Origin of the sequence: Acetobacterium sp. MES1, assembly GCF_002237635.1 — a bacterium.
Classification (GTDB): domain Bacteria; phylum Bacillota; class Clostridia; order Eubacteriales; family Eubacteriaceae; genus Acetobacterium; species Acetobacterium wieringae.
Map to the genome: position 1 here is coordinate 1 of NZ_MJUY01000008.1, position 23,389 is coordinate 23,389.

At 43.9% G+C, this 23,389-nt stretch carries 21 protein-coding genes and 5 tRNA genes; 20 read left to right on the forward strand and 6 right to left on the reverse strand.

Going from position 1 to position 23,389, the window contains the following annotated elements; translation table 11 throughout:
- Positions 1-475: 475 nt before the first annotated feature.
- Positions 476-1,528 (reverse strand): sensor histidine kinase, encoded by a 1,053-nt coding sequence (locus BI182_RS02250; RefSeq protein ID WP_286805221.1) that lies wholly within the window; start codon positions 1,526-1,528, stop codon positions 476-478.
- A 137-nt stretch (positions 1,529-1,665) separates the two neighbouring features.
- Here BI182_RS02250 and BI182_RS02255 point away from each other — a divergent pair, with 137 nt between their 5' ends.
- The gene (locus BI182_RS02255) at positions 1,666-1,992 is read left to right on the forward strand and encodes a hypothetical protein (RefSeq protein ID WP_286805222.1); all 327 of its coding nucleotides are present in this window, start codon (positions 1,666-1,668) and stop codon (positions 1,990-1,992) included.
- A gap of 81 nt (positions 1,993-2,073) precedes the next feature.
- Positions 2,074-2,574, forward strand: coding sequence for an SEC-C metal-binding domain-containing protein (locus tag BI182_RS02260; protein WP_286805224.1), 501 nt, complete (start codon positions 2,074-2,076; stop codon positions 2,572-2,574).
- 188 nt (positions 2,575-2,762) lie between these two features.
- On the opposite strand, the gene BI182_RS02265 is transcribed toward BI182_RS02260, so the two are convergent.
- The 5 genes from BI182_RS02265 to murC are packed head-to-tail and all read right to left on the reverse strand — an operon-like array spanning position 2,763 to position 7,650.
- Positions 2,763-4,088 (reverse strand): patatin-like phospholipase family protein, encoded by a 1,326-nt coding sequence (locus BI182_RS02265; protein ID WP_286805226.1) that lies wholly within the window; start codon positions 4,086-4,088, stop codon positions 2,763-2,765.
- Between the two features lie 52 nt (positions 4,089-4,140).
- Positions 4,141-4,998 (reverse strand): DUF4190 domain-containing protein, encoded by an 858-nt coding sequence (locus tag BI182_RS02270; protein WP_286805228.1) that lies wholly within the window; start codon positions 4,996-4,998, stop codon positions 4,141-4,143.
- A gap of 57 nt (positions 4,999-5,055) precedes the next feature.
- Complete coding sequence (locus BI182_RS02275) at positions 5,056-5,826, reverse strand: prolipoprotein diacylglyceryl transferase (RefSeq protein WP_286805229.1); 771 nt, start codon at positions 5,824-5,826, stop codon at positions 5,056-5,058.
- Positions 5,827-5,884: 58 nt separating this feature from the next.
- The gene (locus BI182_RS02280) at positions 5,885-6,172 is read right to left on the reverse strand and encodes a DUF4190 domain-containing protein (RefSeq protein WP_070369526.1); all 288 of its coding nucleotides are present in this window, start codon (positions 6,170-6,172) and stop codon (positions 5,885-5,887) included.
- Between the two features lie 59 nt (positions 6,173-6,231).
- Positions 6,232-7,650: a UDP-N-acetylmuramate--L-alanine ligase gene (murC, locus tag BI182_RS02285; RefSeq protein WP_228879181.1), complete on the reverse strand. Its 1,419-nt coding sequence runs from the start codon at positions 7,648-7,650 to the stop codon at positions 6,232-6,234.
- 263 nt (positions 7,651-7,913) lie between these two features.
- Here murC and purR point away from each other — a divergent pair, with 263 nt between their 5' ends.
- The 18 genes from purR (at position 7,914) to BI182_RS02375 (ending at position 23,368) form a co-directional block, all read left to right on the forward strand.
- Positions 7,914-8,717: a pur operon repressor gene (purR, locus tag BI182_RS02290; RefSeq protein WP_070369524.1), complete on the forward strand. Its 804-nt coding sequence runs from the start codon at positions 7,914-7,916 to the stop codon at positions 8,715-8,717.
- Positions 8,718-8,916: 199 nt separating this feature from the next.
- Entirely contained in the window at positions 8,917-9,240 is a 324-nt protein-coding gene (spoVG, locus tag BI182_RS02295; protein ID WP_026394661.1) for a septation regulator SpoVG, read from the forward strand.
- Positions 9,241-9,320: 80 nt separating this feature from the next.
- Positions 9,321-10,679 (forward strand): bifunctional UDP-N-acetylglucosamine diphosphorylase/glucosamine-1-phosphate N-acetyltransferase GlmU, encoded by a 1,359-nt coding sequence (gene glmU, locus BI182_RS02300; RefSeq protein ID WP_286805237.1) that lies wholly within the window; start codon positions 9,321-9,323, stop codon positions 10,677-10,679.
- Between the two features lie 57 nt (positions 10,680-10,736).
- Complete coding sequence (locus BI182_RS02305; protein ID WP_070369522.1) at positions 10,737-11,696, forward strand: ribose-phosphate diphosphokinase; 960 nt, start codon at positions 10,737-10,739, stop codon at positions 11,694-11,696.
- A gap of 8 nt (positions 11,697-11,704) precedes the next feature.
- Positions 11,705-12,331, forward strand: a complete 627-nt coding sequence (pth, locus tag BI182_RS02310) for an aminoacyl-tRNA hydrolase (RefSeq protein WP_070369521.1) — start codon at positions 11,705-11,707, stop codon at positions 12,329-12,331.
- A 103-nt stretch (positions 12,332-12,434) separates the two neighbouring features.
- The gene (gene mfd, locus BI182_RS02315; RefSeq protein WP_286805241.1) at positions 12,435-15,866 is read left to right on the forward strand and encodes a transcription-repair coupling factor; all 3,432 of its coding nucleotides are present in this window, start codon (positions 12,435-12,437) and stop codon (positions 15,864-15,866) included.
- Between the two features lie 81 nt (positions 15,867-15,947).
- Complete coding sequence (locus BI182_RS02320; protein ID WP_148637904.1) at positions 15,948-17,435, forward strand: peptidyl-prolyl cis-trans isomerase; 1,488 nt, start codon at positions 15,948-15,950, stop codon at positions 17,433-17,435.
- A gap of 140 nt (positions 17,436-17,575) precedes the next feature.
- Entirely contained in the window at positions 17,576-19,249 is a 1,674-nt protein-coding gene (locus BI182_RS02325; RefSeq protein ID WP_286805243.1) for a putative polysaccharide biosynthesis protein, read from the forward strand.
- A complete protein-coding gene (gene yabN, locus BI182_RS02330) occupies positions 19,236-20,708 on the forward strand; it encodes a bifunctional methyltransferase/pyrophosphohydrolase YabN (RefSeq protein WP_286805245.1) in 1,473 nt (490 codons plus the stop codon). The genes BI182_RS02325 and yabN overlap by 14 nt, the downstream gene beginning before the upstream one ends.
- 90 nt (positions 20,709-20,798) lie before the next feature.
- Positions 20,799-21,086, forward strand: coding sequence for a non-specific DNA-binding protein Hbs (hbs, locus tag BI182_RS02335; RefSeq protein ID WP_014357319.1), 288 nt, complete (start codon positions 20,799-20,801; stop codon positions 21,084-21,086).
- A gap of 92 nt (positions 21,087-21,178) precedes the next feature.
- Entirely contained in the window at positions 21,179-21,418 is a 240-nt protein-coding gene (locus BI182_RS02340) for an RNA-binding S4 domain-containing protein (RefSeq protein ID WP_286805250.1), read from the forward strand.
- 30 nt (positions 21,419-21,448) lie between these two features.
- The gene (locus BI182_RS02345; RefSeq protein WP_070369515.1) at positions 21,449-21,781 is read left to right on the forward strand and encodes an FtsB family cell division protein; all 333 of its coding nucleotides are present in this window, start codon (positions 21,449-21,451) and stop codon (positions 21,779-21,781) included.
- On the forward strand, positions 21,744-22,757 hold the full coding sequence (locus tag BI182_RS02350; protein ID WP_250934542.1) for a Ppx/GppA phosphatase family protein: 1,014 nt from the start codon (positions 21,744-21,746) through the stop codon (positions 22,755-22,757). The genes BI182_RS02345 and BI182_RS02350 overlap by 38 nt, the downstream gene beginning before the upstream one ends.
- A gap of 88 nt (positions 22,758-22,845) precedes the next feature.
- Positions 22,846-22,933: transfer RNA gene (locus tag BI182_RS02355), tRNA-Leu, on the forward strand.
- Positions 22,934-22,977: 44 nt separating this feature from the next.
- A tRNA-Met gene (locus tag BI182_RS02360) sits at positions 22,978-23,054 on the forward strand.
- Between the two features lie 23 nt (positions 23,055-23,077).
- Positions 23,078-23,154: transfer RNA gene (locus BI182_RS02365), tRNA-Met, on the forward strand.
- Positions 23,155-23,172: 18 nt separating this feature from the next.
- Positions 23,173-23,247, forward strand: a tRNA-Glu gene (locus BI182_RS02370).
- Between the two features lie 45 nt (positions 23,248-23,292).
- Positions 23,293-23,368, forward strand: a tRNA-Val gene (locus BI182_RS02375).
- Positions 23,369-23,389 lie beyond the last annotated feature (21 nt).

Below are 23,389 nucleotides of genomic sequence, written 5' to 3' on the forward strand. Positions count from 1 at the left end.
AAAATTCGGATGTTCTTCCAGTAAGCCGTGAAATCACGGTTGACCAGGCGATTGCCTTAGCAAAATCTCAAGGTTATCAGATCCTCTCCGACGCCTGATCTTTCCATCACTATACTTTTTTACACCATCTCTTGATGGTTTGTTTGCTATGCACTAAATCAGACTTACCTGATACTTAGGATGTTTCAGACTTTCTCCTTCTTTGTTTCTTGGTTTGGGATTTGGAAAACGAGTTCGTCGCTATCACGATTCGTATTATTGTATTAAGTAATTAATACAATAATACGAATCGTGATGATTGTCAAGCACTTTTTATAATTTTATTTAGTGTTTTTAACTACTTCGATAGCAAAAACACATGATCACTAATGGATTTAAGTATAATGGTTAATTATGAAGAGCGAGTTACCCAAATTCTTAAGAATTTTTGACAATAAAAAAAGACCCCGAATGAGAGTCTTGAATCGTTGAATGACTACTGGTGAATCGGCAGAATCAGTTCGACCTTAAATAGCTGGTTCAGTTGATAATAGTCGATCCGACCCTGATGGCGAGTAATGATTTTACGGCAGGAGTCGAGACTGGAACCGTCAGTATCAATGGTTTTTTTGCCGACAGCGTCAGGATTATTAATGGTTTTATTACGCAGAATCAGACAGAGTTCGTTTTTATTGAGGATCAATCCAAAATCAACGGGCTTATCGGGGTCAGCGTATTTAATAATATTAGAAGTCAGATAGTCAAAAATCCGTTGCAGCTGTTCCAGATCAACCCATAACGAAAAATCCTGTTCAATACAGTTTTCCTGGATCACTTCATAGCCCGCTTCTTCTAGAGCTTTGGTGGAAGCGCTCAGCAACTGATGAATCAGGGGTTTGCCATTATAGACTTTAAACTGATAGTAGCCCTTGCCATTGTCAGTAAAGGCGTGTTCAAAAAGATCGTCGATAAAATTGATGACCTGATAAGCTTTTTTCAGGGCAATCTTTAAGTATGCTTCCTTTTTGGAGACATCATGCTCATCAGGGTTCTGAATGCGTTCGAGATATCCGATGATACCAGACAAGGGAGCGTGGATTTTATTGGAAACAGAGGTGATGATATGATGATTTTCCATTTTAGCCAGGGATTCAGCTTTGGATTTAGCTTCATACAGATCTTGAATCAAGTTGACGTTATTGGCAATGTCAGTGAGTTCGTTATTTCCCTGAAGGGGGATATATGTTTCGAAGTTTGCTGAGGCAACGCGTTCAGATCCTTTTTGGAGTGTTTTAAGATAGCTTAATTTTTTGCGAATGATATGGGCCATGATAATAAAAGCCAATAAATTGGGTACAAATATAGACAGAATGCTGATCAGTGGGTTACCATTTAAAATAGGAAGGAGAATCAGATTTAATAACACACTGATGATCGCCGCACCGATTAAAGTCAGACACAGATAGCGTATCAAAACGGAAACCAATTCTTCATCGTGCTGAGGTTGGTTGTTTTTTACCTGGGCTTGGTCAGGGTTGTTCGTTTTCAATATATTATTCCTTTCTGCATGTATTGATCATATAATCATTGTAAACTGGAATGGGATTATAATCAATAACTGCTTTAATTTAATTACAGGTGTTGGCTGAATGCTGATGAACAAAGAAGGTTCAATAGGAGGATAAAATGAAAAAAAGAATTGGATTATTGATCATGGTTATCGTGGCGATGGGGTTATTGGTTGGCTGTAACAGCAGCTCCAAGGCAACAACCGATGAACTGGCAGATAGTATCAGCTTTACGGCTACCATTGACGAAGTAAGTGACACTGAACTGCTGGTCACGGTGTTGGATAATGAGAATTTTAATCAGGCCCGGGTTAATATGCAGGGGTTTGATAGCCTCGATTTTGTACCGGAGAAGGGTCAGACGATTAAACTGACTATCAAAAACCAGGTCGGTATGAGCGAGCCACCTTTTGTAAATCCCGTTACCATCGAACTGGTGAAGTAATTGCAGGGTTTAGCAGAAAATGGTTTATCTTCAGGTGTTTTTGGGATATAATATGCTTAGATTACTATGAGGAGAAATTGAATGAGTTTATATGAAGCGTGGAAGAGCTACATCGAAGAGAATTGCAATACTCAGGAAGAGCAAAATGCCTTTTGGGAAAAATACTGTGCTGAGGAAAAAGTCCTCTACCAGAAGATTCTAGGTGAAAAAATCACTGTCGTTGAAGGCCGATTTGAAGATCTGGCGAACGAGAGCAAGATGGTTCCACCCCAATACATGGGTTTTCTGGATGGAATCAGCGAAAGTCTGATAACCCCCATTGATCTGGAATCGATTGAGCTGGATTCGCAAATCAGACTGGAAATCGATTTTGCCAAACTTTATAAAAATATGCTGGCAGTGCCGGCGGAGTGGCTTTATACTTTGGAAGAATGGAACAATTTTTTTACCGAGGATGAACGCCTTGAGCTGGAAAAAGAATACAAGCGTTCAAAAACGGTGGTGAACGAAGTGAAGGTGGGCCGCAACGATCCCTGTCCATGTGGTTCCGGAAAAAAATATAAAAAGTGCTGCGGCCGTTAGTACATAAAAAAAGAGCGAAAGCTCTTTCAGACTGTCAAAAAGCTAACCCAGTACCGACAATTGTTAGATCATGTTGTACGCATCGGAGCGGACACGGCAGAGCCTGTCCGATTCCGCAGCGAACAACAGATTAACAATTGGTCGGTACGGTAGTTTATCGACAACCTCAAAGAGCGATAGCTCTTTTTTTAGTGGTTGATAATTTCATGGATGTAGAAAATAGTGATCATGGAGAGGGCAATATCCGGCGAAAATTTGCTCAAAAATGTCGACATCCGCTCGGGACTGAGATCACCCCGGATGCTTAAAAAGACGATATAAAAGGTGATGAAATTGTAGCGGAGATAAGTGCCGTTCGATGGCGTTAAAAAGGTTCCGATAATTTTGGGGTTATCCAATAGGGTGAGGTTTTCATCCAGAAGGCGATTCAATTCTTTGAGAATAGCCTGGATGAAAAAATCAATGGAATAATTTTCCAGACGGGGTACCCCCATACTTTTTGCGGTGATTTCCAGCATACCAAGGCCAAGCGGTTGATTTTTGAACGATGTTTTCTTTAACAAATTTTCAAGTGCGTCCAAAACATCACTTTGGCTGGCAGTGCCGGGTAAATTAAGTAAGGCCAGCATTTTTTGCAACTGTTTTTTATTTGAAAGGGGCTGTCCCAAAGTGTTGATAAATTTTTTGAAAAAGGTATTGCTTTTTTGTGTGTTCAGATAAAAGTGCTTGCCATCGAGTGCCCCAAACACTTTCATGGCATCCAGATAACCGAGTTGGATGTTCTGTTCAATCTGACGGGTATCAAAATTCAAGATCCCGCCAAGAAATTCGGAATTATTAACCGTAATGATTTCAGCATTATTATCCCGCACCCATTTGCGCATTCCGGGAGCCGGGAATTCCACTGAAATAATCTGAGAAAAATTCTGTTCCAGCATAAAATTAATTGGGACATTATCAAAGAATCCCCCATCGAGATAGGTTTTACCATCGATTTCCTGTTTCTGGAAAATCGGCAGGGCAGCACTGGCCAGCAGATAGTCAATCAGCTGGCCCTGGGGAATGTCTTCAATCATCAGTTGACGTGGTTTCAGACTGGTGATATCAACCGTGACCAGTCCAAAACGAATCGGTGAGTTTCGGATGGTATCTTCACAGATTAATCGGGTCAGATTGTCGCGCAATGGCGAAATATCCAAACCGTCTGAGAATAGCGCTGTTAAAAAACCATTGCGAAAAACATCAAAGCTCTCTTTTGACCACTGATCAACATAGGTATTGGTCATTATTTCATTTAAATCAAGAACCTGGTTAATGGTGAGATTGGACCAGAATTCCATGGCAATGTCATAATCATCCTGCGCAATCATGGCAGCATTCAGGGCTCCGACGGAGGTTCCGATGACTGCCCCCAGAGAATAATCACATTCTTTAAGGGCTTTCCAGACGCCCATTTCAAAGGCACCTTTGGCACCGCCACCACTGAGAACCAGACCATACTGTTGGTGTGACATTAAAAATTCACCTCGCTGTCATTATGAAATGAAAGTTAAAAAACGGTTTCGATTAATAATACATCCCGTTCATCAAACCACCCAGCATGCCCATGCCGCCGAGTCCCACACAGGCAATGCAGGCAAAGATCATCAGTACCGTAAAGGCCATACCAATGATGGAGCAAATCAAACCAGCCATCGCCATGCCGGTGGGTAGCCCCTGAAGTTTTCGTTCTTTCATGGCAATCATTCCAAAAATCAGGCCCACAGCACCGGTCAGCAAACCGCTGCCCATTAGGGTGATAAAGCTGACAATTGAGAAGATCCCCAGGGTCAGAGCCAGGATTGACTTGGAATCGTAAGTTTCAGCGATTGCGCCTTCGGGGTGACGTTCATCGTAGGCATCCCGATTGCGAATAACAAAAACAAAAATCGGTCCCAGGAAAGGGAAAATGATGCTAAGAACCAGATAAAGAACCCGATGATCTTTATCATAGATGCTGTAAAGCCAGAATTGAGCAGCATAATAGTAAAAGCTTAACGCCAGGGATAATAAAATCCCCATAAAGGCCCCCAAATAGGGAATAAATCCCAGAATGGTCATGACCACGGTTAGAGCCAACCCCATCAGCGGCAGAAAGAGCTTGGCATAGGGAATGTGCCAGGTACTGATGGAAACATCATCGTTGATCAATTCGCCCATCAGGTAGCTGCTGGCTAAGGGAATCCAGGCCAACCAGGGGTTATCAAGATTTCGGTTTTTGGCCATGGTATAAAGACCAAGGGAATTAAAAACATAGCAGATCAGGCCGATCACCAGACTAACAACTAAAATAATACCAAGAACGGACATAATAACTGGCATAATTGCCATAAAACTGTCGGGCTGGGAAGAAATATCTCCCAGATAATCGTCATACATATGCATAACAAAACCTCCTTAAAAATCTAATATCCTCATTATACCCTAAAGTCATTTAAATAACTATTGTTTGATCTGTTTTTCATAAAGTTGCTGGGGGATCTTCATTACAAATAAGAAGCCCAAACCAATAACGAGCAGGCTGATAAATTGAGAAGTTGAGAGAAATCCGATGGCCCCTCGGGGATCGGCCCGAAAAAATTCATTGATAAAACGAAACAGTCCTGAGGCGAGCAAGTAAACACCAGTGGTCAGACCAGAAACCTTGCTTTTCCACAGCACGGCGATCAGAACCAGCGTCAGAATAAATAGAAAGACTGATTCTGACAATTGGGCTGGGAACAGACCGATTCCCGATGGCGGATAAGCCCCCACTGGATAGTAAACGGCTCCGATCCCCTCGTAGGGAATCCCATAGCAGCAGCCATTGAAAAAACAGCCGATCCGGCCAAAGGCCTGGGCCAGCGCCAGGCAGGGAACGGCGATGTCGAAAAATTGAATGGTATGCAGATGATAAATACGGGTATAAAAATAGCCTCCCAGAATGCCGCCGATCAGTCCCCCATAAAACACCGCACCACCGGTAGCAAGGCGAATCAGGGCGGTTTCGGGGTTGGCGAGCAGGTTGGGTAAATCGACAATAATATAAAGTATTTTGGCCCCGGAGATGCCGCCGATGATCCCAAAGAGACCGAAAAACATCGCATCCATGGTGGTGATGCCATATTTTCGGGCGGTGTAGACGCCCAATAAAAACGCAGCGCCGGTTCCCAGCAAAAATAAAACGCCAAAGGTAGGGATGGCAACGTTAAAGAAATGAATAATTGGATGCATAATCGTCCCTCATGATATAAAAAAAGGACGAATGCTCGTCCTTTTAGAAAATTAATGCTCAGGAATAAAGACCCGCCGTACCGATGATGCCGACACAGGCCACACAGGCAATAAAGGCCAGTGCACACAAGCCCAGACCGATGATGTTGAGGACTAAACCGGCAGTGGCCATGCCATTTGGTTTAAAACCTTCCAGCTCTCCGGCTTTGCGAATTTGGATGGCAAAGATCAAACCGATAATGGCACAGACAATACCAATAATGGTAAAGTAGCCCAAAAAGATACAAACCAGGGATACGATTCCCAAAACCATGGATGCGATGGCCTTATTATTATACTGTTCCATATAAGCCTCCTAAAGTAAAAATAGTACTCTCTTTAGGATACTCCTATTAGGAAGAAATGTCAAGAATTATGAATCTCTTTTAACTTATCCACCAGATCAAAGGCGACGTGATTGATGGTTTGGGAACCGGCCACCAGCACCAGATCATTCGGGCAGAGGTGGTCAGTCAGGTGCTTGACGATATCCTCAAAAGCCGAAATGGTAACAGTCGGAATGCCATATTTTGCTTCAATGGCTTTTTGCAGATCTTCGGAATAGATGTTCCAGTCATTGCCTTCCCGGTCGGAATAAATATCGTTGAGAATGACATAGTCGGCTTTGGCAAAAGCATCGACAAACTCATCAAAGAAAAAGAAGGTTCGTGAATAGGTATGCGGTTGAAAAACAACCCACAGTTTGTTGTGCTGATAATTGAGACAGGCATCCACAACCACCTTTAGTTCAGTTGGGTGATGGGCGTAGTCTTCATAAACGTTGATGCCGTTGACTTCCCCCCGGAATTCGAAACGGCGCTTGGCACCGCTGAATTTTGCCATGGCAGCAACAGATGTTTCCAACGGAATGGTGAGGAAATCCCCGCAAATAATGGCAGAAAGGGCGTTAAGAACATTATGCTCACCGGGAATAATGAGTTGATAGTGACCATAATATTCACCCTTTTTATAGACATCGAAACTGGGCTTACCGACCTTATCATAAACAATATTGGCAGGGTACCAGTCGTTGGTTTTATTTAAACCGTAGGTAACCACCGGACAGGCTAAATCAGCCACCACGTCCAGCACATCCTGAGAATCGCCGTAGGCAATCATCAGACCATCAGCTGGCAGGATTTTACCGAATTTAGTAAAGGACTCCTTGATTTGTTTGATGCCGTCCTTAAAGTAATCCAGATGGTCTTCTTCAATATTAGTAATGATGCCAATGGAATGAGACGTTGTCAGGAAGCTGTCCACATATTCACAGGCCTCCACTACAAAAAAATCTTTGCCATCAATGACGGCATTGCCGCCGAATTCATCAAGTTTGCCGCCAATGCTCAGGCTGGGCCGCAGACCGGCGTGATGGAGTAGACAGGCAACCATTGAGGAAGTTGTTGTTTTGCCATGGGTTCCGGAAACCGCAATGGTTTTATCAAAGATATGGGAAAAGAGTCCCAGGAAACTTGAACGTTCAATTTTGGGAAGATTCAAATCGGTGGCTTTGACCATATCCGGGTTGTCATCATGGATGGCCGCAGAATAAACAACACAGTCGGTGTCAGCGGGGATATTATCATAACTGTGTCCGATATGGACCTTGATGCCCAGACCTTCTAGTTTTTCAGTATAGGAGGAAGCAATCATATCCGAACCCTCAATGGAAAAACCTTGGGACAAAGCCATCGTAGCCAGGCCACTCATGCTGCTCCCGCCAATTCCAATGAAGAATAATTTATTGATGGGTCGGTTGAATTTGTTTTCTAGTTGTGATTTCAAATAATCAGCTCCTTTATTTGGTGATAAAATCTTAAACATTTCTTAATGAATTAGTTGTAAGTGTTCGCTTGTTGGTTAAGGACGGGAACGAAATAATCGAAATATCATCCAAAATCAGGAAAAACACTTTAAATCGAATTATAACATAGGTGTTTCCGCTGAGTAAAGATTAAAAAAAACTTGCACTTTTGCGGAAATATGAATAATATTATAGATATTGAGAATAATGTTCGGATTTTAATCGAATCCTTCATAGGTGGAAAATGAAAAAAAATGAAAGAATCAGTGTTATCACAAAAATATTGTCAGACCATCCCAACGAGGTATTCAGCTATAATTATTTTACCGACTTGCTGGAGGCTGGTAAATCCAGTGTTTGCGAAGATGTGGCGATTGTCAAAAATGCCATAGAACTGACTGGTACCGGTTATGTCGAAACCTATTCCGGAGCATCTGGCGGGGTGGTTTATCATCCTCAGGTCACCAGAGAAGAGGAGGTCAGCATCCTCAAAGAAATAGCTGACCAGCTTCAGTCGCCAGCCCGAAAAATTCAGGGGGGGTTTGTTTATTACAGCGACATCCTCTCAAATCCCCGCTATTCTAAAAATATTGGCCGGATCATTGCCTCAAAATATGGTCAAATGGGGATTGAGTATGTTGTCACTACTGAAACTAAAGGTATTCCGGCAGCTATGGAAACGGCCCATTATCTCAATGTGCCGATGGGGCTGATCCGTCGTTCCAACCGGGTAACTGAAGGGGCAACCACCAGTGTCAATTATATTTCCGGCTCCTCCAATAAAATCAAAACCATGTATCTCAGCCGCCGGATTGATCTTAAGGATAAAAAAGTGCTGGTCATCGACGATTTTATGAAGGGCGGCGGAACCGCCAAGGGGATGACCAACCTGATGGAAGAGGTGGGTGCTGAAGTAATGGGAATCTGTGTTATTTTTGTGACCCGATCCCCGGCGGAAAAACTGGTTGAACAGTTCACGCCACTGATTTGGATGGATGATGAAAACCTGGAATCGGGATTGCGGGTTTCTCTGCATTTAGAAAGCTGAAAATTGAAATAAGATTGATGTCACATTTTATAATTCAATCGATTGGCAGTACCTGAAATTAAAGAAATTATTTGTTTTTTTACCCTTTTAGAAAATAAGTAAGAATGGAAAAATTTCAAGGTTTTTGTTTTAATATAGTTGAATTTGTGTTAGTATATACCTAGACATGTGACTTTATTTCAAAGGGGAGGCTTACGAGATGGAAATAACAGACGTAAGAGTACGGAAAACGTATCCAGAGGGTAAAATGAGAGCGATTGTCTCGGTTACTTTTGATGACCAATTTGTTGTTCATGATATTAAGGTAATTGAGGGTCAAAGCGGATTTTTTATTGCGATGCCCAGTCGAAAAACGCCGGACGGCGAATTCAAGGATATCGCACATCCCATTAACATGGGTACCCGTCGTGAAATGCAGGAAAGTGTCCTGCGCGCTTACGAAAAGGCCATAGAAGAGGATAATCAAGTAACCAATGAAGAAGAAGCAGCAGTTGAATTAGAAGTAGATTACGAAGAAGAATAAAAATTAAACAAAAAAAGTTAAAAAGGGGGAAGCGTTTCCCTTTTTTTGTTGTTAATTATTATAAATGTTTGGAGAATAATATGAACCATTCACGAGTTATTATCTTGGCAGCCGGAGAAGGATCCCGGATGCGCTCCCAGAAGCCCAAGGTACTTCATCAGGTTTGTGGGGAGAATATTCTGGATTATGTGATAGCGGTCAGCAAGGCTTCAGGAATTTCAGAAATTGGCGTAATTATTGGGTTTCAAGCCGAACAGGTTAAAGCAAGCCTGTCACCAGAGATTGCCACCTATTTCCAGCAGGAACAATTGGGTACGGGACATGCAGTTATTCAGGCGTTGCCTTTTTTTGAAGAACTGCAGGGAAATCTGATTGTGCTGGTCGGCGATGCGCCACTGATTCAAGCAGAAACCCTGACCGGTCTGATTGCTGCCCATGAAAACGGTGGCTATGCCGCCACGGTGTTGACGGCAGAATTTGCAGAGCCCAGCGGCTATGGCCGGATGATCAAAAACAGCGCCGGGGAGCTGCTAAAAATTGTTGAAGAAAAAGATGCGACTCCGGTTGAAAAACAGATTAAAGAAATTAATTCCGGGATGTATTGTTTTGATGCCCAGAGTTTGATTCTGGCGCTTAAAGAACTAAAAACCGACAATGCTCAGGATGAGTATTATCTCACCGATGTTATTGAAATCCTGCGGAGAATGGGAAAAACGACCGGCACCTATGTGACGCCGGATCCCGAAGACATCCAGGCCATTAATTCCCGGGTACAGCTGGCTGAAGCTGAAGCAGTGATGCGAAAACGGATCAATAATAAACTGATGGAGACGGGTGTGACCTTTATCGATCCGGCCACCACCTATGTTGGCGCTCGGGTTATTGTTGATCAGGACACGGTGCTCTATCCCGGGGTCATACTGGAAGGTCAGACGAAAATTGGAAAAGATTGTGTCATTGGTGCAAATAGTCGGTTAGTTGACGCAAAAATTGGGAATAATGTTACTATTCAGAATTCCACAATACTGGATAGTAGCGTTGACGAGTACACCAGCGTTGGACCATATGCATATATTCGGCCGGGAAGCCAGATTGGTAAGCATTGCAAGGTTGGTGATTTTGTGGAAGTTAAGAATTCCACCATGGCAGATGGCGCCAAAGCCTCTCACCTGACCTATATTGGGGACGGGGATGTTGGTGAGAATGTCAACCTCGGCTGCGGGACGGTGTTTGTCAATTATGATGGCAAGAAAAAATACCGAACCGTTGTCGAAAAAGATGCCTTTGTTGGCTGTAACACGAATCTGATTGCCCCGGTTACGGTAAAAGAGGGGGCCTATATCGCCGCCGGATCGACCATCACTGACGATGTTCCGGAAGATAGTCTGGCGATTGCCAGAGCCCGACAGGTCAACAAGGTAGGCTATTTAAAAAAATAGCCGTTCACATCATTTATAATAGAAAAATTGAGAAAATTAAGAAGAGGTAAGAAACGCATGGATGGAAAGTATAGTGGAATTAAGATTATTGCTGGGAACTCAAATATTGCTTTGGCACAGGAAATTGCCGAATATTTAGAAGTTCAGCTGTGTAACGCTGAGGTGGTTTCCTTTAGTGACGGGGAAATCGGCGTTAATGTCTTTGAATCGGTTCGGGGGGCCGATGTTTTTGTGATTCAGTCGACTGGAACCCCAGTAAATGAAAATCTGATGGAATTACTGATTCTCATTGATTCCATGAAACGTGCTTCGGCCGGACGAATTAATGCTGTAATTCCTTATTATGGTTATGCCCGACAGGATCGGAAGGCTAAATCCCGGGATCCCATCACAGCTAAACTGGTGGCAAACCTGTTAACCACCGCTGGAGCCGACCGGGTTATCACCATGGATCTTCACTCCAACCAGATTCAGGGTTTCTTTGATATTCCCCTGGATCACTTGTCCGGTAGCGCTTTGATTACAGAGTATTACCGTGAAAAGAAACTGGAAAACATGGTTGTGGTTTCCCCGGATGTGGGCAGCGTCAAGCGTTCCAGAAAGCTGGCCAGAAGTTTGAATTGCCCGTTTGCGATCATCGACAAGGAACGTCCCCGTCCCAATGAAACCGCAGTTATGAATGTTATTGGGGATGTTAAAGGGAAAAACTGTATCATGATTGATGATATGATTGATACAGCGGGAACGATCACCTCCGGTGCTAATGCGCTGATTGATTTGGGCGCCAGTTCGGTCTTTGCGGCCTGCAGCCATGGGGTGTTTTCCGGTCCGGCGATTCAGCGGATTCAGGATTCGGCTATTGAAGAACTGGTTACCCTCAATACCCTGATTATTCCCAAGGAAAAACAGATCGACAAGATAAAGATTTTATCCACTGGAACTCTTTTTGGTCGGGCGATTGACTATGTCCATTTTGGTCGATCACTGAGTAAGCTTTTTGTGGGAAGATACGTTTAGGGTTTGCAATGCATCTGATTGTTGGATTGGGAAACATTGGCAAAGAGTACGATGGAACCCGGCATAATATCGGCTTTGAAACCCTTGATTATCTCAGTGATAAAAAAGGGATTGCCATCACCAAGAAAGAACAGCATGGCTTAACCGGGGTCTATCGTGAAGCAGGGCATAAAATTATGCTGGCCAAGCCGACTACCTACATGAATAACAGTGGACTTTGCGTGGCTGGGCTGATGAATTTTTATCAGATTCCGCTGGAGAATCTGCTGGTGATCTATGATGATATCGACCTGGCGATTGGGGATGTACGGATTCGCCAGCGGGGCAGCGCCGGAACCCATAACGGGATGCGATCGATTATCCAGCATCTGGGCAATCCCGATTTTCCCCGCATCCGGATTGGCATCGGCCGCCCCCGACTGGGTTCGGAGTTGGTGCACTATGTGTTGGGACGTTTTCCTAAAAGCGAATTTCCAGCCATGGAAAACGCCGTGTTGGAAGCGGCCAAAGGGGTGGATATTTTTGTCAAGCAGGGTGTTGATCTGGCGATGAACCAGATCAATGTGCGAAAAAAGACTGAAAGATCTAAAGAAGATAAGACTAAAGAATCCAATGTACCGGAAATATCAGAGTAAAAGACGATAAAAGAGCAGGACTTAGACGTGCGAAAAAGAATACAAAACAGGGGCCCGGGTTTAAAACCCGGGCTATCCGTGTTTTAAAATGAAAGAAGAGAGTATGGAATTACTTTATCAAAACCTGTTAAAGGGTGAAACGATCCAAACCATTTTGAATAACCTGACCCCGGGAGAAATCATTAATCTTTCTAATGTTAACAACAGCTTTAAAGAAGTGCTGACCGGGCTGATTGTAAGCCAGCAGCCAAGGCGAGTTCTTTATGTTACGGCAACCGATTATCAGGCCCAGAAGACAGCTGAGAATCTGGAGAGACTACTCGGGGATCAGGCGCTTTATTTCCCGGCCGAGCCAATTCATGATTATTTTGCTGATGTCCACAGTCAGGAAATTAATCATCAGCGTTTGCGGGTATTCGAAAAGTTATTATCTGATGACCATTTTGTGGTGGTGATGGGCGCAGAAACACTGTTAAAAAAACAAATGCCCCGAGAGAGATTTAAAGAGCTGAGTTTTTCCCTGGCAGTGGAGGACAGCTGGGATCCGGTTGAATTGACGAAGCGCCTCTTTGAATTGGGGTATGAGCCAGTTTCCCAGGTCGAGGCCCGGGGCCAGTTTGCCCACCGGGGCGGGATCATTGATGTGTTTTCCACGACCGGCAAAGAAGCCTACCGGATCGACTTTTTTGGCGATACCATTGAATCACTTAGAACCTTTGACCCCCAAACCCAGTTATCAACCGACTCGCGTGATCAGGTAAAAATTTTTCCGGGGCGGGAAATTATTCTGGCGGATGATGAGCGCATAAAAGCCCAAAAGCAGATTAAAAAAAATTATGGTGATATTCCCGGTTATCAGACGCTGGTTGAACGGCTCAACGAAGATCCGGGAAGCCACGACGAAACGCTCTTTGCCTTTATCAAGTCTGAGGGAATGCTCACCGATTATCTGGGAGCTGCGCTGGTGATCTGGGATGAGCCGCCCCGCATTAAGGAAGCCCAGACCGTTTTTGTCAATAAGTTGCACAGTGATTTTCAGACCCTGATGGACGAACAGTTGATGTTTTCAGAAGAAAAAAACAAATTTAATTCTTTTTCAAAAATTGAGAAAGTGCTGGAGATCCAGGCGCAGTTAAAGCTCCATTTATTTACGTCCCGGGGCAAAAAAGGAATAAGCCTGGATTTAGCGGTCAAAGAAAACGATGCGTTTTTAGGTCAGATGCCGCTATTTATTGAATTTGTTCAAAAAAAGCTCAAACAGGATGCGATCATTCATTTACGGGCCCAGGATGAAGCGGGTATCGAAAAGCTAAAAAAAATATTGACGGATGCGGATATTCACCGCTTTACCAATCAGGCCCTGCCGGGAGTTCAGCTGGTCACTGGCGAAATCAGTGGCGGGTTTGAATTGACAAATGAAAAGCTGATTTGTATCAATCAAAGTGAAATCATCAAAGAATCGACCCAGCGGAAAAAGCGCCGCCGTCAAAAGGGGCGTAAGATCGATTCCTTTACCCAATTGAATCAAGGGGACTTTGTGGTTCATGATACCCACGGCATCGGGGTCTACCGGGGGATTGAACAATTAAAAATCGATGAGACGATTAAAGATTTATTGGTCATTGAATATGCCAATGAAGCCAAATTTTACTGTCCGGTGGATCAGCTCGATGCCATCCAGGTTTATGTGGGAACCGGCGAGAAAAAGCCGAAGATCAACCAGTTGGGGACGAATGACTGGAGCAAGTCTAAATCCCGGGTCAAAGCGGCTGTTGAAGAAATGGCCGATGAGCTGATTGCATTATATGCCAAACGCCAGAATTTAAAGGGCTATGCCTTTGGTCCGGATTCCAGCTGGCAGCAGGAGTTTGAAGATTCATTTCCCCATGAGGAAACCAACGACCAGCTTCAGGCGGTGGATGAAATCAAGGAAGATATGGAATCTCCCCGACCGATGGATCGGCTGCTCTGCGGGGATGTCGGTTATGGTAAAACCGAGGTCGCTTTGCGGGCGATCTTTAAGGCGGTGATGGAGGGCAAGCAGGTAGCTTTTCTGGTGCCCACCACTATTTTAGCGCAGCAGCATTACCAGACGGCGCTGGAGCGCTTTAATAAATATCCAGTCAGCATTGGCCTGCTCAGCCGCTTCCGGTCAAAATCTGATCAGGATAAAACCTTAAAACAACTGGCTGCCGGTCAGGTGGATCTGATCATCGGTACACACCGGCTTTTATCAAAAGATGTGATCTTTAAAGATCTGGGCTTACTGGTTGTTGATGAGGAACAACGCTTTGGGGTTGGTCATAAGGAGCGGATCAAGCAACTCAAAGAAAATGTCGACGTCCTTACCCTCAGTGCCACCCCGATTCCCAGGACCCTGCACATGTCAATGATCGGGGTTCGGGATATGAGCGTTATCGACGAGCCCCCGGCGGGCCGTCGACCAGTTCTGACCTACGTAATGGAATACAACGAAGCGATTATCAAAGATGCGATTGAACGGGAACTGGCCAGGCGGGGTCAGGTCTATTTTGTTCACAACCGGATTCATGATATCTTTGAAGTGTCCAGAAAAATTCAAAAACTGGTTCCGGAAGCCCGAATTGTCGTGGCCCATGGCCGGATGACTGGTCAGGAACTGGAAGACATTATGGTTGATTTCTTAGAACAGGAATTTGATGTCCTGGTGACCACCACCATTATTGAATCGGGACTGGATATTAAAAATGCCAATACCCTGATTATCGACAATGGTGATTATATGGGGCTGTCCCAATTATATCAGCTCCGGGGCCGGGTGGGACGGTCGGATGTTCAGGGTTATACTTATGTAACCCATCGGCCCAAGGTGCTCTCAGAAATTTCCCAGAAACGCTTAAAAGCCATCAAAGACTTTACCGCTTTTGGTTCGGGCTTTAAAATTGCCCTTCGGGATCTGGAAATCAGAGGCGCCGGCAATATTCTGGGAGCAGCCCAGTCCGGTAATCTGGCCACCATCGGTTATGAACTCTATTGTCGGATTTTGGATCAGGCCATCCACGAACGTTTGGGAAAAGAAATGGATTTCTCAGCCAGCGAGCTATTAATCAACCTCAATGTCAGCAGCTATATTCCTGAAAAATATATTGCGGATGAGGAATTAAAATATGATATCTACAAGAAGCTGTCATATGTCAAATCCCAGGCAGATTATGACGAACTGGAAGATGAACTGTTGGATCGCTTTGGGGAAATTCCGGATGGGGTTTATAACTTGATGTCACTGGCAATGATTAAACACCTGGGCCGAATGCTGGGAATGACTGAAATCCGGGAGCGCGGCAATTCAGTGCTATTCACCTTTGACAGTGCCAGAGAAATACCCATTCCTGATCCGGAACTGATGAAGGAACTGTTTAATCGCTATAATATTAAGTTTAATGCCGGTAAAGGCGATCAGATCCGTTGGCGGATCGTATTAAAACATGAGCGGGACCAGACCTATCTCAAAGCCCTGGGTGAATTTCTGGGCCAACTGGTTCCGGCGAAGAATTAAGGTAAAGTCCAGTTGTCGTGTGTTAAACTGGGCAAGGTCTTAATTATATGATATTAATAAAAGAAGAGGAGAACAACAAAAATGAAGAAATCTCGTATTCTGGCTTTGTTGCTGACTGGTGTTATCAGTGTCAGTCTTTTTGCCGGAGGTTGCAGTTTGGTTAAGGTAAATCCTGAACAGGATAAGAAGGTGGAGATCGCCGTTATTGATGGTACCCCCTTGTTAAAAGAGAATTTTAACAACTACATGGCATATTACCAGATGTATTTTGATGCCAGTGGTATGACATTCCCCACCGATAAAGAGCTGACCCAGTTGAAAAAAGATATCCTGGACGATTTGGTACGGGTTGAAACCCTCACCGCCAAAGCCAAAAAAGATGGGGTGACCGTCGATGAAACCGGGATCGCGGCCAATGCAACCAGTATGCTGGAATCACTAAAAACAACCCTGGGCGAAGAAAAATATGCCGCTGTTTTAGAAACGTATAACACGGATGCCGCTTCTTTCGAGGCATTTTTAAATAAATTCCTGTTGGATTACAGCTATGCCAACACCATGGAAACCAATTATAACAACACCTTAAAGGCGGACCCCAGTAAAGAGCTAAATACAGTTGTTGGAACCGTTGGTAAGGATGAAGTAAAAAAAGATGTTTATAACTATCGGTTGGCCAACGAGGAATTACTGACCTATTATCAGACGCAACAGGCCCTTAAAACTGATGATGAAACCATGAAAACAACCAATGAAACCATCTTTAACACCATTGCCGAACAAAAAGCGCTGGCTCAGTATGCCGAAGAAAAGAAACTTACAACGGATCAGACAAATATTGATAGCTATGTGACTACCCAGGAAGCGTTTATCAATTATCTGTTGCCAGGGGACGAAGCACTGCAACAGTTTCTTGATACAAAATTCTTGACCATTGCTCAATTTAAAGAATTTATGAAACAGGATGCCACGGCATCAGCCGTTTCTAAAGCAGTACAGGCAGATCTGGAAAGTACTGTAAAAGTGACGGATGGCGAAATCAAAAAATACTACGATGAAAACAAAGCTTCCTACGATACCAGCACCGTTTCCGCCAAACATATTTTAGCCAGCGAGCAAGCCTTGGCGGATCAGGTTTACGCTGAAGCCAAAAATGCTAAAACGGTCGAAGAATTTGATGCGATTATGGCTAAATACCAGACCACCGAGGGAATTCAGGAAGCTGCCGATCTGGGGGCGTTTACCAAGTCAACCATGGTATCGGAGTTCTCAGATGCCGCCTTTGGTATGGATGTAAATACCGTCAGCGAGCCAGTTAAAACCGACTATGGTTACCATGTCATTTATGTCTATGATAAAAAAGATGGAGAAACTCCGAGTCTGGAAGATAAAAAAGAAGAAATAACCGAAACATTAAAAAGCGAAAAAGTTACGGAAGAATTTGATAAGCTTAAAACCAAGTTGATGAACAAATTCAAAGTAAAAATTAACGACATTGTTACTCCGGCTGACGCTTATCTAGAAGAGTTAAAAACGGAATTAAATGTCAAAGTATATGAAAATAAAATCTAGTATCATCTAAGCATAACCCACAAAAAGCACTGAGTTTCAGTGCTTTTTGGTTGTGTATGAATAGTTGATAAGATATAATAAAAAACAATCTGCAAAACGCCATTGGGTGTTTGCAACACTGTAAAAAAAGAGGTTTATCTATGTCTGAGCGAACATCAAATTACTTAAAGGGTGCCAGTATCCTGGTTGCGGCAGGGATCTTATCGCGGCTGCTGGGCCTCTTTTTTAAGATTCCCCTGTACCAGATGGTAGGTAGCTATGGAAATGGGATTTACGGAAATGTCACCAGTATTTATAACCTGCTGTTGATGGTTTCGACGGTGGGCTTTCCGGTGGCCATCTCTAAAATGGTGTCTGAGAGCATTGCTCAAAATGAATATGCCACCGCCCATCGGGTATTTAAGCTGTCGATCCTGATTCTGACAGTTTTGGGGACGTTATCGAGTTTATTTTTATTTTTTGGAGCGGAATGGATTATCGAAACGGCAAACTGGACGGCAGAAAGCTATCCGGCTTTAGTGGCCATTGCTCTGGCGCCTTTGTTTATCGCTTTTGTATCGGCCTTTCGAGGCTTTTTTCAGGGATTCCAGATCATGACTCCGACCGCTGTTTCCCAGATTCTTGAGCAGATTGTCCGGGTTTTTCTGGGTGTTTTGCTATGTTGGGTTTTTGTGGGTCAATTTGGCATTGGCCTTGGCGTCGGTGGAGCGGTTTTTGGGGCGACTGCCGGTGGTCTGGTGGCGGCTATTTTTTTAGCGTATCTGTACTACAATTTTGCAACAAAAAATAAACGGCTGCTTAAAACAAGAACCAAAAAACGGCAGCGTTCCAACCGGGCCCTGCTGAAACGGCTGGTGATCATCTCGATTCCGGTGACCTTGACATCGGCCCTGGTAGCGATGTTTTCGACGGTTGATTCGTTTATCTACGTATCCCGCTTGGCGGTTGCTGGTATTGATGAGGTTACCGCCACAATGATGTTTGGTGATTTTACCAATGCTGAAATATTGATTACCATTCCGCTGATTATTAGCGGTAATCTGGCAGTAGCAATGATCCCGGCGATTTCGGAATCCTTTGCGATGCGGGACCGCAAAGCCATGAATCAAAAAATTGTGTTGGCGATCCGGGTCATTCTGTTGGTCGCTTTTCCCTCCTGTATTGGTTTGTCGGTGCTATCCTACGGCATTTTTGATCTGCTTTTTCCGGGATCACCTTATGGGGGCTTTATTTTATGCACCTTTTCCTATGCAACGATTTTTATGATGCTTTCCAATACCTTTCAGAGCATCCTTCAATCCATCGACCGGTTTCGCATTCCGCTGATCAATCTGGGGGTGGCCATTATTATCCGCTTTATCACCGGCTGGATATTTTTGTCGATTCCCTTTTTCAATATTCAGGGGATTGTCATCAGCAGCATGATTACCTTTATTTATCTGACAGCGGCCAACTACGCTTCGGTTAAGCGTTACACCCATATCAAGGTGGATTTTATCCACACTGCCTTAAAACCATTGGTTGCTGCCATCGTGATGGGAATTGCCGTGTTTTTTGTCTACAAGGGAATTGCAGCCCTGCTGGGTGGATTTATGGGGATTATCATTTCGGTATCCATTGGTGTCTTTATTTACTCCTTTGTGCTGGTTTTAATCAAAGGTATAACGGCAGACGAAATCAGTGTATTGCCGGGAAGTCGCACCCTGCTTCGCTTTTTTCATTGGCTCGAGCGATTGGTGCCCGGTCGTAAAAAAAAGGCGGATCAGACATCAATAACCGATCAAGAAAGGAAACAAACACATGCATCATATTGATATTGTTGGATTAGGCCCGGGTAGTCCCGGCCAGATCACCCTGGAAACATTAACGTTATTAAAAGACGCAAGTCCTAATTTTTTTAGAACAACGATCCATCCGGTGATGGATTTTATTCGGCAGGAAGCCATCACTTACCAAAGTTTTGACTGTTATTATGAGCAGGAAAACTCGTTTGAAGCGGTTTATGATCAAATCGTTGCGACTCTGATTGAGACTGCCAAGACAAATGAAAAATTGGTTTATGCAGTTCCCGGAAACCCGCTGTTTGGTGAAAAAACCGTTGAGAAATTGATCGTTGCAGCCAAAGCTGCTGGCATTAGTTATCGGATTTATCCCGGGGTGAGTTTTGTCGACGTGACGCTCAACAGTCTGGAAGCGGATCCGATCAATGGGCTAAAAATCATTGATGCCTTTGATTTATTCAAAAATCCTCCGGATCCTCGAATTGGCACCTTAGTGACCCAGGTGTACGATCGACATATGGCTTCAGAGTTGAAACTCCAATTAATGGAAATCTATGACCCGGAAAAAAGGGTAGTTTTGTTGATTAACTCCGGGATTCCCGGGGCTGAAAAATCAATGGAAGTTTACCTTTATGAACTTGATCGCATCGATGACATCAATCATTTGACCAGCCTGTTCATTCCTGCCGAAATTGATGTCTATCAGGGATTTCAGGGCACCGTCGAGCTGATGAAAGCACTGCGGGCAAAGGAAGGCTGTTCATGGGATCGCAGCCAGACGCATGAAAGCTTGAGAAGCTATCTGCTGGAAGAGAGTTATGAGGTACTGGAAGCCATCGATAATCAGGACTGGGATAATCTGGCTGAAGAGTTGGGCGATGTTTTGTTTCAGATTGTCTTCCATGCTGAAATTGCCAGTGAGGCCGGTCGTTTTAACATCAACCAGGTGATTTCTGGAATCAATGAAAAAATGATCCGGCGCCATCCCCATGTTTTTATCGACAAGGCCAGCTTTAATCCGGATCAGGTCGAAACCAACTGGGATGCCATTAAACGTCTGGAAAAGGGCGAGTCGATAGCTGCGCAGGAAAATCCCGGACTGGCATCCGAAATGAAAAAAATTCCCAAAGCTCTGCCGGCTTTAATGGAGGCCTATAAGGTTCAGAAGAAGGCGGCTAAAGTCGGCTTCGATTGGCCGGAGCCAACGGCTGCCCTGGAAAAAATCGATGAGGAAACCCATGAACTGAGAGCAGCAATGGCGGAAAATGATCCCCAAAAGGTTGCTGAAGAACTGGGAGATCTGCTTTTTTCAGTGGTTAATGTATCCCGATTACTCAAATTACAGCCCGAACTGGTATTAAGAAAGGCGACAGAAAAATTCATTGCGCGCTTTGGAAAAATGGAAGAAGTTGCCAGTCAAGAGAATAAATCACTAAATGACTATACTTTTGAGGAATTAGATGAGGCCTGGAATCGGTCAAAAGGGCTTTAATAGTGGAAAAAGCCGAAAAAAGCAAAAAAAACTTGTAATTTGCTGGTGAACACGCTTATAATATTACAATAGAATACTGGAAACTATCAGATGGAGGAAAAAATGAACAAATCAGAATTAATTGCCCAAATGGCAGAAAAGTCGGGTTTATCAAAAAAAGATTCAGAAAAAGCATTAGGTGCTTTTTTGGACACAGTGGTAGATACCTTGAAAAATGGAGACAAGGTGTCATTAGTAGGTTTTGGAACCTTTGAGGTTAGAGAACGTGCAGCACGTACAGGTCTTAACCCACGAACAAAAGAGCCCATCGAAATAGCAGCCTCTAAAGCCCCTGGCTTTAAAGCGGGTAAAGGCTTTAAGGATGAAGTAAATAAGTAAGCAAAGTTACAGAAGCCGGGGCGACGCTCTGGCTTTTTGTTTTATCAGTGGTTTTAGTTTTAAGCTTTTTGATTTAGAATAATGAGGACTACATGAGAATTGATAAATATTTAAAAAACGCCAGAATTATTAAACGTCGAACCGTGGGAAAAGACGCCTGTGACGGCGGGCGGATATCCATTAACGACAAGGTGGCTAAACCGGGTGACCAGGTGAAACCCGGAGATATTATTACCATCCGTTATGGTGACGGAGAACAAAAGGTGGAGGTTCTTTTATGCCTGGAACATGCTCCTAAAGATAAAGCAGGAGATATGTATCGGGAATTGTAGGGCAGGCCTGCCGGAAATGAAGAAGCGAAGATGAATGAAAAAACGAGAAACCTGATCAGACGTCGAATCATCATTGCCCTGGCAATTATCGGGACAATTTTGTTTACCGTCTACATCTATCTGGCCAATGCCATAAAAATCTATGAGTTGGATCAGCAAAAGATCCAAATTAGCCAAGAAATCGAAAATGAAAAAATAAGAAGTAATCAATTAGATGAACAGGTTAAACAGATGGGCAGCAAGAATTATGTGGAGAATTTTGCACGGCGATATCTAGGTTTATATTATCCGGATGAAACCATCGTCATTGTGGAAACCCAGAAAGATGCTGCAGAAAGCGATGGGCAAACAGTTGAACAATAAATGCAACAGTAATTTAGATGGTAGTGAACTTGATTTGATTGAACGAAAAGAAAAAAAACGCCATCTGGCGGTGATTGATATAGGAACTAATTCCACCCGAATGCTGATTTTTCGAAATGACCAGGGAAAACTGGTGCGGGTCAACAAATCGGTTCGTTATACCCGGATGGGCCAGGGAGTCAATCAAACCGGACGGCTTCATCCCGATGCCGAAAAAAGAAATATGGAAGCCCTGGAAGAGTACAAAAATATCGCCGCCGATTATGGGGTGGAAGCGTTTTATTTGTTTGGTACCAGTGCCATGCGGGACGCCGATAATACAGCGGCCTATCTTGAGGCAGTTAAAGAAAAACTGGGATTCGAAATTGAGGTGATTTCTGGTGAAGCTGAAGCAGAGCTTGGTTTTGTTGGGGTGTCTCAGTGCTTTGAAGAAAAAATTCTGATTTTTGACATTGGTGGCGGTAGTACCGAATTTATTTATGGCGAAGATAATGAAATAAAAAGAATGATGAGTATTAATCTGGGCTGTGTTCGCTGTACCGAAGAATTTATTTTTTCTGATCCACCAACCTTTCAGGAATTGGAGCGGATGAATGAGAAAATTTATGCCGAGTTTGAAAAAAAGACACATGGATTTTTGCCGACCAAACCCTACAAACTCATTGGTATTGGTGGAACGGCCACCAGTTTATCAACGATCAAACAGGAACTGAAGACCTATTGCAGTGAAATGGTTCATCAGAGTACCATTACTAAAGATGAGCTGGAACGTATGATTGATAGTTTAGCCAGTAAAACCATCAAGGAGCGACAAAATATGGTGGGGCTGGAAGCCAAACGGGCTGATATTATTTTAGCCGGGGCTTTTTTACTTTTGAATATTTTTAAAATCACTGGGGAAACTGTTTTTACCGTCTGTGATTATGATAACCTCGAAGGCGCAGCATACCGCCATTTTGTCATGGAAAATAAATAGAAATATTTTTTTCAAAAAAGCTTGACATTATCTATGGATGGGCGTATAATAACACTTGTCCCTTGAGCAAGGGGACGGACGAAAAAGTGCCGGGGTGGCGGAACTGGCAGACGCACAGGACTTAAAATCCTGCGGTCCTTTCGACCGTACCGGTTCGATTCCGGTCCTCGGCACCACTTTTTAAAATGGTCACTTGATAAACTTGCTCAATTACTCACATCGCGGGATGGAGCAGCTTGGTAGCTCGTCGGGCTCATAACCCGGAGGTCGTAGGTTCAAATCCTGCTCCCGCAACCAAATATACAAATCCTTTTTTTCATGGCGGCGTAGCTCAGTTGGCTAGAGCATACGGTTCATACCCGTAGTGTCAGCGGTTCGACTCCGTTCGCCGCTACCATAAAAAAAATAAATCAGTGGCCCCTTGGTCAAGCGGTTAAGACACCGCCCTTTCACGGCGGTAACAGGGGTTCGAGTCCCCTAGGGGTCACCAATTAATTTGTATCATCACAACCGAATAGTTTCCAGATTATTTCGTGGTCGCATAGCTCAGCTGGGAGAGCACCTGCCTTACAAGCAGGGGGTCACAGGTTCGAGCCCTGTTGCGACCACCATTTTTTTTATCTATTTTTGTT